Origin of the sequence: Agrobacterium sp. O3.4 (assembly GCF_041414895.1) — a bacterium.
In the GTDB taxonomy this organism is placed as follows: Bacteria; Pseudomonadota; Alphaproteobacteria; order Rhizobiales; family Rhizobiaceae; genus Agrobacterium; species Agrobacterium cucumeris.
In genome coordinates this window covers 123254-135645 of the sequence record NZ_JALPZP010000003.1, presented here as the reverse complement: position 1 = coordinate 135645, position 12392 = coordinate 123254, and the positions used below count along the sequence as shown (strand labels likewise).

General features: G+C 57.2%; 12 protein-coding genes. 6 read left to right on the top strand and 6 right to left on the bottom strand.

The annotated features are described in order from the left end of the window. Window positions 1–113: 113 nt before the first annotated feature. Window positions 114–968, bottom strand: a complete 855-nt coding sequence (locus M0412_RS17870) for an SDR family NAD(P)-dependent oxidoreductase (RefSeq protein ID WP_269701113.1) — start codon at window positions 966–968, stop codon at window positions 114–116. Between the two features lie 315 nt (window positions 969–1283). Here M0412_RS17870 and M0412_RS17865 point away from each other — a divergent pair, with 315 nt between their 5' ends. Then, on the top strand, window positions 1284–2507 hold the full coding sequence (locus M0412_RS17865; RefSeq protein WP_142842273.1) for an argininosuccinate synthase: 1224 nt from the start codon (window positions 1284–1286) through the stop codon (window positions 2505–2507). Between the two features lie 54 nt (window positions 2508–2561). Here M0412_RS17865 and M0412_RS17860 read toward each other — a convergent pair whose 3' ends face one another. From M0412_RS17860 to M0412_RS17850, 3 genes are all read right to left on the bottom strand, one after another. Continuing rightward, on the bottom strand, window positions 2562–3758 hold the full coding sequence (locus M0412_RS17860) for a multidrug effflux MFS transporter (protein ID WP_269701115.1): 1197 nt from the start codon (window positions 3756–3758) through the stop codon (window positions 2562–2564). Between the two features lie 5 nt (window positions 3759–3763). Beyond that, window positions 3764–4222: a MarR family winged helix-turn-helix transcriptional regulator gene (locus tag M0412_RS17855; RefSeq protein WP_142842275.1), complete on the bottom strand. Its 459-nt coding sequence runs from the start codon at window positions 4220–4222 to the stop codon at window positions 3764–3766. Window positions 4223–4355: 133 nt separating this feature from the next. Continuing rightward, a complete protein-coding gene (locus M0412_RS17850) occupies window positions 4356–4712 on the bottom strand; it encodes a hypothetical protein (protein ID WP_269701118.1) in 357 nt (118 codons plus the stop codon). 244 nt (window positions 4713–4956) lie between these two features. On the opposite strand from M0412_RS17850, the gene M0412_RS17845 reads away from it, so the two are divergent. From M0412_RS17845 to ppa, 4 genes are all read left to right on the top strand, one after another. Further along, a complete protein-coding gene (locus M0412_RS17845; protein ID WP_269701120.1) occupies window positions 4957–7017 on the top strand; it encodes a M3 family metallopeptidase in 2061 nt (686 codons plus the stop codon). Window positions 7018–7167: 150 nt separating this feature from the next. Continuing rightward, window positions 7168–8988, top strand: a complete 1821-nt coding sequence (typA, locus tag M0412_RS17840; protein ID WP_046799559.1) for a translational GTPase TypA — start codon at window positions 7168–7170, stop codon at window positions 8986–8988. Between the two features lie 217 nt (window positions 8989–9205). Further along, window positions 9206–9712 carry a GNAT family N-acetyltransferase gene (locus tag M0412_RS17835; RefSeq protein ID WP_006310825.1) on the top strand — a complete coding sequence of 169 codons (507 nt, stop codon included), beginning with the start codon at window positions 9206–9208 and terminating at the stop codon, window positions 9710–9712. Between the two features lie 169 nt (window positions 9713–9881). Beyond that, window positions 9882–10415: an inorganic diphosphatase gene (ppa, locus tag M0412_RS17830; RefSeq protein WP_003492422.1), complete on the top strand. Its 534-nt coding sequence runs from the start codon at window positions 9882–9884 to the stop codon at window positions 10413–10415. A gap of 6 nt (window positions 10416–10421) precedes the next feature. Here the strand turns inward: ppa and M0412_RS17825 are convergent, their stop codons facing one another. Continuing rightward, window positions 10422–10733 (bottom strand): DUF167 domain-containing protein, encoded by a 312-nt coding sequence (locus M0412_RS17825; protein ID WP_161991388.1) that lies wholly within the window; start codon window positions 10731–10733, stop codon window positions 10422–10424. Further along, a complete protein-coding gene (locus M0412_RS17820) occupies window positions 10730–11020 on the bottom strand; it encodes a YggT family protein (protein ID WP_003492418.1) in 291 nt (96 codons plus the stop codon). The genes M0412_RS17825 and M0412_RS17820 overlap by 4 nt, the downstream gene beginning before the upstream one ends. Window positions 11021–11157: 137 nt before the next feature. Here M0412_RS17820 and M0412_RS17815 point away from each other — a divergent pair, with 137 nt between their 5' ends. Further along, entirely contained in the window at window positions 11158–12390 is a 1233-nt protein-coding gene (locus M0412_RS17815; protein ID WP_142842280.1) for an MFS transporter, read from the top strand. Window positions 12391–12392 lie beyond the last annotated feature (2 nt).

The window sequence follows — 12392 nt, the reverse complement described above, 5'->3', positions numbered from 1 at the left end:
AAATGATGCCGTTGCTTAACGCGATTTCGGGTTTCTGCCAATGTTTTTGAGCCGCGGCGCCCAATGTGACTGTGGGGAGCCGCCACACCGTTCAAAGTGCGGCGGCTGATTATTCAGTTCTTGAGGAAGCTGGTGAAGGCTGCGGAATATTCCGTGTGCCAGCGCGACAGCGGTGGGCGGTTCTGGACGATATCCTGGGCCGCCCAGAGAATGCGCTTCTCATCTGTCGGGCGGTCTACTTCGCCGTCCGGGCAGAGAATGTAGAAATCGCCCCGGCTGACGCTCTCGATCATGAAATCGACGGTCTGCTCGCCGGTCCATGCGCCCTGCGGCTTTTCCGTCCTGCCATTGGCGGTCAGGCCGGTGAAGACGAAACCGGGAATTAGCAGATGGGCAGAAACCGCGCCTTCAGGAATATTGCGCAATTCGTGCTGAAGCGCTTCCGTGAAGGTTTTGACGCCTGACTTGGAGACGTTGTAGGCGGGATCGCCGGGCGGCGTGGTGATGCCCTGTTTAGATCCGGTATTGATGATGAGTGCCGCCTCGCCATGGGCAACCATGCCCTGGCCGAAGACGCGGCTGCCGTTCACAACGCCCATCAGATTGACATTGATGACTTTTTCCCAATTGGCCTGTGGTCCGAAAATGGCGCTGCCGGGCTGGATGCCGGCATTGTTCATGAGGACGTGGACGCGTCCGAAACGCTGGATCACGGCGCGTTCCAGCGCCTCCAGTTCATCGAGTTTCGATACGTCGGTCGGGATGGCGACGATCTGCGCTTCGCCGTCCCTGGCGACGGTCAGAATATCCGCATGCGCTGCGGCGAGCTTTTCACCGTCGAGATCGACGAGCACGACACTCATGCCGAAACTCGCAAATTTACGGGCGGCGGCAAGTCCGATGCCGGATGCCGCACCTGTTATGACAGCGACGTTATCTTCCTTGAATGCAGGGTGGATGGTCGTCATAGGTTTCTCCTTCGCGTCGTTTCTGCTGTTTCCAGCGGTTTGCAACGTTGCCTGAACCTGAGCGGCTTCATTCACGGTCTTCAAGTCGATCGCGCCGCTTCATGATAAAGCGCGAATTTTCTAAATGCATGTGACAATCGCTTCGTTCCCGTCGGCGCGGCCGGTCATCACCCGTCGCCAGACGCCTCCATCAATTGTTTTGTCGCTTATCTCACGGAAAAGCGCTTCACACATTTCGGGTTGCACTGTAAAAGTGCCGAAATCCCAAGGAAATGGCGGTACGCGGATGCCGTCATCATGCAGATGGACATCATTATGGCACTTCCGAAAGACGTTAAGAAAGTCGTTCTCGCCTATTCCGGCGGTCTCGACACCTCGATCATCCTGAAATGGCTTCAGACGGAACTCGGCGCTGAAGTCGTGACCTTCACTGCCGATCTCGGCCAGGGCGAAGAGCTTGAGCCGGCGCGCAAGAAGGCCGAGATGCTGGGCATCAAGGAAATCTTCATCGAGGACGTCCGCGAAGAATTCGTTCGTGACTTCGTGTTCCCGATGTTCCGCGCCAACGCCGTTTATGAAGGCGTCTACCTGCTCGGCACCTCGATTGCCCGTCCGCTGATTTCCAAGCACCTGATCGAGATCGCCAGGAAGACCGGCGCCGACGCCATTGCCCATGGCGCCACCGGCAAGGGCAACGACCAGGTCCGCTTCGAGCTTTCGGCCTATGCTCTGAACCCTGACATCAAGATCATCGCGCCCTGGCGTGACTGGGCGTTCAAGAGCCGTACCGACCTTCTGGAATTCGCCGAACAGAACCAGATCCCGGTCGCCAAGGACAAGAAGGGCGAAGCACCTTTCTCGGTTGATGCCAACCTGCTGCACTCCTCTTCCGAGGGCAAGGTCCTGGAAGACCCGGCACGGGAAGCGCCGGAATATGTTCACATGCGCACCATTTCCCCGGAAGCGGCCCCGGACAAGGCAACCGTCATCAAGGTCGGCTTCCGCAAGGGCGACGCCTGCTCCATCAATGGTGTTGAAATGTCGCCCGCGACGCTTCTCGCCACGCTCAACAATTATGGTCGGGAAAACGGCATCGGCCGTCTTGATCTGGTCGAGAACCGTTTCGTCGGCATGAAGTCGCGCGGCGTTTATGAAACGCCCGGCGGCACGATCCTGCTTGCCGCACATCGCGCCATCGAATCCATCACGCTCGACCGGGGTGCAGCGCATCTCAAGGACGATCTGATGCCGCGTTACGCTGAACTCATCTATTACGGCTTCTGGTTCTCGCCGGAGCGTGAAATGCTTCAGGCCCTGATCGACAAGAGCCAGGAGCATGTGGAAGGCGAAGTGACGCTGAAGCTCTACAAGGGCAATGTTATGGTAACCGGCCGCGAGAGCGAAAAGTCGCTCTATTCCGACGCGCTGGTGACCTTCGAGGACGACCACGGCGCTTACGACCAGAAGGATGCCGCTGGTTTCATCAAGCTCAATGCGCTGCGTCTTCGCACGCTCGCCAAGCGTAATCTCAGCAAGTAATCTTGCTGACGTGATAATAAAGGAACCCGCTGGCGGTGACGCCGGCGGGTTTTTTCATGACTGTCTTTTGGAGACGATGTGAAAGCCGATGTAGCTGGCAATTGCCGTGAATTCCATTATCGGGATGATAATGCCAAAGCCGGTCAGCGGGGAGCCGATGAGTGAGGCCGCAGCACCGCCCGCAAATCCCGACCCCATCTGAATGAAGCCCATCATCGCCGAGGCCGAACCGGCAATATGCGGGAAGGGGGCAAGGGCCGCCGTCACCATCGAGGGGGTCAGCAACGCAATGCCAATTGTCGCGACCGCCACGGGCCCCATGATCGAGAGGAAGGATGGCGGTATCAGGAAGACCGACAGCAAAATAAGGAGGCCGCCCGTTCCCGAAAAACAGAGGCCGAGGATGACGGAGCGGCGGTCACCCAGTCGCGGCGCGATATAACGCAGGGCGATGGAGCCAAAGAAATAAGCGCCGGTCTGCATCAGCATGCCGACGCCGAAGGCGGTAGGGGTCATGCCGACTTCATTGATAAGTATGAAGGTCAGCATCGTGGCCTGCGCATAAAGAGCGCCGATGGAACCGCCGAGCACGAGTGCGGCAAATAGAAAACGTGGCTGGGTCAGCAATGTGCCATAGGCAGACAGGAGACGGCGGGGGCGGATCAGGTTTTTGTCTGGCACTGTCGTTTCGCGTAGAAACACCACGACCGCAAAGATGGCGATGGCCCCGAGACCGGCCATGAGGAAAAACACCGACTGCCAGCCGAAGGCTGTAAGCGATAACCCGCCAATCGTCGGTCCCATTGCCGGGCCGACAGCCAGCATGATGCCGATGAGATTCATGATGCTGGAAGCATCAGCGCCGGTGAACTGGTCGCGTACCACGGCGCGCGCCACTGTCATTCCGACAGAGGCGCCGATGCCCTGTACCAGTCGTGCGAAGAGCAGGACTTCAATTGTCGGGGCAAAAACCGCAAGCAGCCCGCCGCCGAGAAAGATTGAAAGAAAGACCAGACTGGCCTTCCGCCGTCCAAAAGCGTCGGATGCCGGTCCGGCGATCAACTGGGCGACGGCGAAACCGGCAAAATAAAGCGACAGGCTGAGTTTGACGGCGGGTTCGGTGGTGGCAAAAACCCGTGTCAGTTCCGGCATGGCGGGTGTGTAGATCGCCATGGAAATGGGCGCCAGCGCCGTCAGTAACGCACCGAGTATTGCCGTGCGCTTTCTGGACATGATCGTTTCTGGCGACATTGCGATCAGCCGTTCTGGCTCGGCTGTTCCGGCTGCAGATTGTTGCGAAGTGTCTGCAGGAAGCTGCGGAAGAGCGCCACTTCTTCCTCGTTCAGGCCCTGGGTGGCGTGACGGACCAGCTGGTCGATTTCCTGCCGCACGGCTTCAAGCATGTCGGCGGAGGTTTTCGTCAACACGATGCGCTTGGAACGTCTGTCCTGCGGGTCCTGCTGGCGCTCGATGAGGTCAAGAGATTGCAGCTTGTCGAGATAGGCGCAGATCGTCATGGGCTCAATGCCGAGGCGGGCGGCGATGTCAGATTGTTTGCTGCCATCAACCACGGCAACCGTCAGCAATGCTCTCGCCTCGCCGGGGGTCAGGCCAAGGCCAGCCTCGGAAATGCGGCGCTCAAATGCACTGTTCAGCAGGCGTGCGCCGCTGTTCAGCAAAAATGCCAATGAATCTTTTTCGCGTTTCGTGCCCATGTTTCGCCTTTTGGTAAGTCAGCCTTACTAAATTCCGGGCGATAATCAATGGTACACAAATCATATTGTCGAAAATCGAGTAAAGTATGTGTCTGTTCGGTTGCTATATGCTCGGCAAGATAGTCGAAGATCGTTACACCAAAGCAAAGAAAGACAGGATGTCCTGCATTTTTTGCGCCTCATCCGTCGTGCCGATGGAGCTGGCGATTTCGGCCCGGTCGGAAAAATACGACAGGAAGTCGAAATCCGTATCATCGGTCACGTTGGATATGTCGATTACCTCGCCATTGGCGTTCAGTGTCTGCACCGGCAGTTCAGAGGAAAGCTCAAGCCAGGTATCGTGGCCGATTTTCCCCGCATCATAATATTCCTGAGCGATTTCGCGCAATTCGCGCGGGCTGAGGCGGGTGAAATCGATGCGCTTCACCGTCTCCTCGAAGCCAGCACCTGCATCGGATTTGGCCGTCTTGCCGAAATCGGTATTACCCACGGATCTGGCATTTCTGGAATTGTCCCTGAAAAGGAAATTATTAGAGGACCTTAAAGAATAAATCTCCATTATACATATCTCCATCATGGGATATTATTTCAATAAACCAGATCATGTCGCTGCGGCTCCGGTCAATACTTCGCCGTGGAGACATTGGCGTATTCCACACCAAATTCCCGATATTGAATTGGCGGTGGAGGCGTGCCCATATGGGTTTAAACCGGAATTGTACAAGGAAGATGAAATGCCATCCAAGACCGCGCTTTATCCCGCACTCGTTACCTGGAACGGTCACAACGGTCTGCCGAAATTCGATGCGGTCAAGGATGAGGATTTCGCTCCGGCCTTCGAAGCTGCCCTTCTCTCGCACGAACAGGAAATCGATGCGATTGCCGGCAATGCGCAGGCGCCAAGCTTTGAAAACACCGTGACCGCGCTCGAAATTGCAGGCGACGAGCTTTCGCGCATTTCAGCCCTGTTCTGGAACAAGGCGGGGGCGCATACCAATAGCGCCATTCAGGCACTGGAGCGGGAAATCACACCGAAAATGTCGCGGCACTATTCGAAGATCGGCATGAATGAGGCCCTGTTCACGCGTATCGACACATTGTGGGAAAAGCGCGAGTCGCTTGGGCTGACGGGTGAGGAAAAACGCGTTCTCGAGCGCCACTGGAAAGGTTTCGTGCGCTCCGGCGCCAAGTTGCACAAGGACCGGCAGGAACGGCTGGCGGCAATCAACGAGGAGCTTGCCGGTCTTGGCGCCAGCTTTGGGCAGAATGTGCTGGCGGATGAAAAGAGCTGGAAGCTGCTGCTTTCCACGGAAGAGGAACTTGCCGGCATTCCCGGTTTTCTGCGCGATGCGATTGCGGGCGCTGCCCGCGAGCATGGCGAAGACGGGAAATTCGCCGTTACTCTTTCCCGCTCGATCATTGAGCCCTTTCTGACTTTTTCCGAGCGCCGAGATTTGCGCGAACAGGCCTTCAAGGCCTGGGTGGCGCGGGGTGAAAACGGCGGCGAGACCGACAATCGCGATATTGTCCGCCGCACACTCGAACTGCGTGAGGAAAAGGCAAAGCTTCTCGGTTACGCGAATTTCGCCGCTTATAAGCTCGATGATACAATGGCAAAAACGCCCGATGCCGTGAATGGCCTTCTCGGTCAGGTCTGGGAAAAGGCGGTTCTTCGCGCCGGTGAGGAAGAAGCCGAGCTTGCCGTCATCATTGCCGAGGAAGGCAGGAACCACGAAGTTTTGCCATGGGACTGGCGGCATTATGCCGAAAAGCTGCGGACGCGGAAATTCAGCTTCTCCGAGACTGAGTTGAAACCCTATCTGCAACTGGAAAAGATCATCGAGGCCTGCTTCGATGTGGCCAATCGTCTTTTTTCCATTCGGGTCACGGAAGTGAAAGGCATCGCCGCCTATCATCCGGATGTGCGGATTTTCGAAATCCGCGACGAGCAGGGTGATCTGAAGGCCATGTTCCTCGGCGATTATTTCGCCCGTCCTTCCAAGCGTTCCGGCGCGTGGATGAGTTCGTTCCAGTCACAGCACAAGCTGCCCTTGAAGAGCGGCACCGTCGGCGAAATACCGATCATCTATAATGTCTGCAATTTCGCGAAACCGGCCGAAGGAAAACCGGCACTGCTGTCGCTTGATGATGCGCGCACGCTGTTTCACGAATTTGGCCACGCGCTGCATGGCATGTTGTCTGATGTCACTTACCCTTCCGTGTCTGGAACGGGTGTCTCACGCGATTTCGTGGAATTGCCGTCGCAGCTTTACGAACATTGGCTGACGGTGCCGGAAATTCTGGAAAAATACGCGCTGCATTATGAAACCGGTGCGCCGATGCCAAAGGCGCTGCTGGACAAGGTTCTGGCCGCGCAGACCTTCAATGCCGGTTTCAGCACGGTGGAATTCACGTCTTCGGCCATCGTAGACATGGCTTTCCACACCCGCGACAACGTCGGTGATCCAATGGCCGTGCAGGGTGAGGTGCTTTCCTCGCTCAACATGCCGAAATCCATCGTCATGCGGCATGCGACGCCGCATTTCCAGCATGTGTTCTCGGGCGATGGTTATTCCGCCGGTTATTATTCCTACATGTGGTCGGAAGTGCTGGATGCCGATGCGTTTTCCGCTTTTGAGGAAACCGGCAATCCCTTTGATGGTCAGATGGCGCGCCGGCTGAAGGAGAATATCTATTCCGTCGGCGGTTCGGTGGATCCGGAGGAGGCCTATCTTGCCTTTCGCGGCAAGATGCCGAGCCCGGATGCGATGCTTTTGAAGCGCGGCCTTGTATAAGAGACTGTCATAATTCTCAGCTAGAACCTGAGCGCAGGGGGCTTATGACACAGGCCCCCCTTTCGCATTTGCAAAAAAAAGGTTATGAGCGCGCCAAACTAAATTGGCGTTTCTCATCAATATAGCGCCCAACCTCAGAGATTTTGAACAATGGCACTTCGCAACATCGCGATCATCGCGCACGTTGACCATGGAAAAACGACGCTCGTGGACGAGCTTCTGAAGCAGTCCGGCTCGTTCCGCGACAACCAGCGCGTCGCCGAGCGTGTGATGGACAGCAACGATCTCGAAAAGGAACGTGGCATCACCATTCTCGCCAAGGCGACCTCGGTGGAGTGGAAGGGTGTTCGCATCAACATCGTCGACACCCCCGGCCACGCCGACTTCGGCGGCGAAGTCGAGCGTATCCTGTCGATGGTGGATGGCGCGATCGTTCTGGTCGACAGCTCCGAAGGCCCGATGCCGCAGACCAAGTTCGTGGTCAGCAAGGCGCTGAAGGTTGGTCTTCGCCCGATTGTCGCGATCAACAAGATCGACCGTCCGGATGGCCGCCACGAAGAAGTCATCAACGAAGTGTTCGACCTTTTCGCGAACCTCGACGCCACCGACGAGCAGCTCGATTTCCCGATCCTTTACGGTTCCGGTCGTGATGGCTGGATGAACGTCAACCCGGAAGGCCCGAAGGATCAGGGTCTCGCACCGCTGCTCGATCTGGTTCTCGAGCACGTTCCGGAGCCCAAGGTCGAAGAAGGTCCGTTCCGTCTTATCGGCACGATCCTTGAAGCCAACCCCTTCCTTGGCCGTATCATCACCGGCCGCATCGCCTCCGGTTCGATCAAGCCGAACCAGGCCGTGAAGGTTCTGGGCCAGGATGGCAAGACGATCGAAACCGGCCGTATTTCCAAGATTCTCGCATTCCGTGGTATCGAGCGCACCGCGATCGATGAGGCTCATGCGGGCGACATCGTTGCGATCGCCGGCCTTTCCAAGGGCACTGTCGCCGACACCTTCTGTGATCCCTCCGTCACCGAGGCGATGACCGCGCAGCCGATCGACCCGCCGACCGTTACCATGTCCTTCATCGTTAACGACAGTCCGCTTGCCGGTACCGAAGGTGACAAGGTTACCAGCCGCGTCATCCGCGACCGTCTGTTCAAGGAAGCCGAAGGCAACGTTGCGCTGAAGATCGAAGAAGCCGAAGGCAAGGATTCGTTCTTCGTGTCCGGCCGTGGCGAATTGCAGCTGGCCGTGCTGATCGAAACCATGCGTCGTGAAGGCTTCGAACTTGCCGTTTCGCGTCCGCGCGTCGTGATGCACAAGGATGAGAACGGTACCCTGCTGGAGCCGATCGAAGAAGTCGTGATCGACGTTGACGAAGAGCATTCCGGCGTCGTCGTTCAGAAGATGTCCGAGCGCAAGGCTGAAATGGCCGAGCTGCGTCCTTCCGGCGGCAATCGCGTTCGTCTGAAGTTCTACGCCCCGACCCGTGGCTTGATCGGCTACCAGTCGGAACTGCTGACCGACACGCGCGGCACGGCAATCATGAACCGCCTGTTCCACGATTATCAGCCCTTCAAGGGCCAGATCGCCGGTCGCGTCAACGGCGTTCTGCTGTCGAATGGTTCGGGCGAAGCCGTCGCTTACGCAATGTTCAACCTTGAAGATCGCGGCCCGATGATCATCGAGCCGGGTGAAAAGGTCTATGCGGGCATGATCATCGGCATTCACACCCGCGATAACGATCTCGAAGTGAACGTGCTGAAGGGCAAGCAGCTGACCAACATCCGCGCTGCCGGCAAGGATGAAGCCGTCAAGCTGACGCCGCCGATCCGCATGACGCTTGATCGCGCTCTTTCCTGGATCCAGGAAGACGAGCTGATGGAAGTGACGCCGAAGTCCATCCGTCTGCGCAAGATGTTCCTCGACGCCAACGATCGCAAGCGTTTCGAAAAGGCCAAGCTCGCTGTCTGATTGCGGTTTGTTATTACGAATTTGAAAAAACCCGGCTTCAAGCCGGGTTTTTTTTATGCGTTCGTTTTTATGTGTGCATGAGTCGAAAGGTGCTTGTGTCAAAGGTTAAGGATGCGTTAATTTTTGCTGGTCGTCCACATGAATAGGCTGTGGGTAAGCTTGCCGGTGTTAACCTTTATGGCTGGCAAGTTTCCGTGGCCGGGGCCAGAATCGCGTTATGAAAACGTTATCCATCGATGTTCGCCGTGCCGAGCCGCATGATGCGCGCGCTATCTCCGAAGCGCACCGTCTGTCGTGGCAACAGGCCTATGCGGGGCTTATCCCGCATCGACCGTTGACGCAGATGCTGGAGCGCCGCGGTGAAATCTGGTGGAAGAAGGCGACCAGAGGCTCTGCCACAATGCTGGTGGTGGAAGTGGCCGGTGTGGTCGCCGGATATGCGACGCTGGGCCTCAGCCGCGCGCGCGGCTTGCCGCATGACGGCGAGATTTACGAACTTTATCTGCGGCCGGAATATCAGGGCATCGGGCTCGGCTCGCTGCTGTTTACGGAGGCCCGCAGGCTGCTGACATCGCTCGGCTGCAATGGCATCGTCGTCTGGTGCCTCGAAGACAGCGACGTCGCCAATCGGTTCTTCCGCTCGCATGGCGGCCGGGACATTGCCGAAGGCATGGAAGATTTCGGCGGCAAGTCGTTACGCAAGGTTGGTTTCGTCTGGAACTGACAAAAGCTGCGGATGGATTACCTGCCGGCGCGGTCTTTTCGCGTCGCCATGCGTAATCGCGATAACCTCAAATACGGCATTCTGCCTTATCCGCTCAAAGCCATGTTGCAATGCGGCGACTTTCCCAGTATCGAAAACCAAATCCAACCCGATGAATTGAGGGAAGCGAATGCGTATCGATGCAATTTCCATAGGCAAGAACCCGCCGGATGACGTGAATGTTATCGTTGAGGTGCCGGTCGGTGGCCATCCGATCAAGTACGAGATGGACAAGGACGCCGGTGCGCTGATCGTCGATCGCTTCCTTTACACGCCGATGACCTATCCGGGTAACTATGGCTTCGTGCCGCACACGCTGTCCGACGATGGCGACCCGATCGACGTTCTCATCTGCAACACCCGTCCGCTGGTTCCCGGCTGTGTTATCAACGTCCGCCCCATCGGCGTGATGATCATGGAAGATGACGGTGGCAAGGACGAGAAAATCCTCGCTGTTCCGGCTCCGAAGCTGACGCGCCGTTACGACAAGGTTCATAACTACACCGACCTGCCGGAAATCACGCTGAAGCAGATCGAGCACTTCTTCGAACACTACAAGGATCTGGAGCCCGGCAAGTGGGTGAAGATGGGCGGTTGGCAGGATGTCGACGTCGCCAAGAAGCTGATCGTCGAAGCCATCGAGCGCTACAAGGCGCAGGGCTGATAGGCTTTAGTCGGCCAGCTTGTTAAAGCGTTCTTCGAAATCCTCCGGGTCGGTGTCGATCCGGAGGATTTTTTTGCGCGCTGTTTCGCCTGAAATGAAGGTGATGGAAGACTTGGGCAGTCTGAGTTTTTTCGCCAGCAAAACAATCAGTGCCTTGTTCGCTTTGCCGCCTTCCGGCACGGCGCTGACGCGGGCTTTCAGATAGGCACGTCCGTCCGTATCCTGCTCCACGCCGTCAATTGCATCCCTCCCGCCGCTCGGCGTCAGGCGAACGGACAGGCGGACATGATCACCGTGTTTCTGCCAGAAGCCGCTCAAACGGTCATCGGATAAAGCGTGTTCCACATGAAGGAGCGGATGAAGAAGATGATCAGCAGCAGGATGATCGGCGAAATGTCGATGCCGCCGAGATTGGGCAGAATGCGGCGGATGGGGCGCAGGGCCGGTTCCGTGACATTGACCAGGAAGCTGCCGATGGCATTCACAAACTGGTTGCGGGAATTGATGACGTTGAAGGCATACAGCCAGGAAAAAATGGCACTGGCAATCAGCACCCACGTGTAGAGGTTCAAAGCCAGATCGATGGTCTGAAACAGGGCAAGCATCAATATCTCCGTATCTTGGTTGCAAGACATTTAGACATTCGCCGGTGAACCGGCAAGTGTTGCGCCAATAGGGCTGGCGATTCTTGTGATATCGCTCTATTGCAAACGTCTCATATTCTCTCGAGAGCACCCAGCCGATGTCCCTGCCTTCTGCCGAAAACCGTTTCGGTGCATTCCGGCATAGTTCCTATCGTCGCTTCTTCAGCGCCCGCTTTTTTTCAGCCTTCGCCATCCAGATTGTCAGTGTCTCAGTCGGCTGGCAGATGTATGAGGTGACCGGCAATGCCTTTTATCTTGGTCTGATCGGGCTTTTTCAGTTTCTGCCATCGCTGCTTCTGATCCTCGTTACCGGAACAGTCGCCGATAGGCACAATCGCCGGCGCATCATGGCCATTTGCCTGGTGATTGCGGCTGGCTGCGCTGCGGCGCTGCTTGGCCTGACGCTGACGCACAGTTTTTCTCCCTGGCCGGTCTTCGCCATTCTCGTGGTGTTTGGCATAGAGCGGGCATTCATGGGGCCAGCAGTTCAATCACTGGCGCCCAATCTTGTCCCTGTCGAGGATTTACCGAACGCCATTGCGTGGAATTCTTCTTCCTGGCAGATGGCATCCATTCTTGGCCCGGTTGCGGGTGGCCTGCTTTATGGTCTCGGCGCTTCCGTTGCCTATATCGTGGCATTCGTGCTCTTCATCGTGTCGGCAATGTTGGCGGTGACAATCCGTAAGCCGGAACAGCGCGGTCCCGCGAAAGCCATCAGCCTCGAAACGATGCTGGCCGGGTTCAAATTCATTTCGCAGGAAAAGATCGTCCTCGGTGCCATTTCGCTCGACCTCTTCGCGGTCTTGCTGGGCGGCGCCGTCGCGCTGATGCCGATTTTCGCCAAGGAAGTTCTGACGCTCGGGCCATGGGGTCTCGGGCTTTTACGCGCCGCCCCGGGCATTGGTGCAATTACCGTTGCCGTCATTCTGGCCTTCAGGCCCATCCGCCATCATGCCGGCCTGCTGATGTTTATCGGTGTTGGCCTCTTCGGCATTTCCACTGTCGTATTCGGTCTTTCCGAAACCGCGTGGGTGTCGATTGCCGCACTGGTGGTCATGGGCGCATCGGACATGGTGTCGGTCTATGTGCGGGAAACTCTGATCGCGCTCTGGACGCCGGATGAGGTGCGCGGGCGCGTGAATGCGGTGAACATGGTGTTTGTGGGTGCATCGAACGAGCTGGGTGAATTCCGGGCCGGCACCATGGCGCATGTTGTTGGAGCGGTGCCTGCCGTCGTCATCGGCGGAGCCGGTACGCTTGCTGTGGCGGTCATCTGGGCGCTCGGTTTCTCCAAGCTGCGCAAGATCGACAATCTGGACGCGCCGCGCTGACG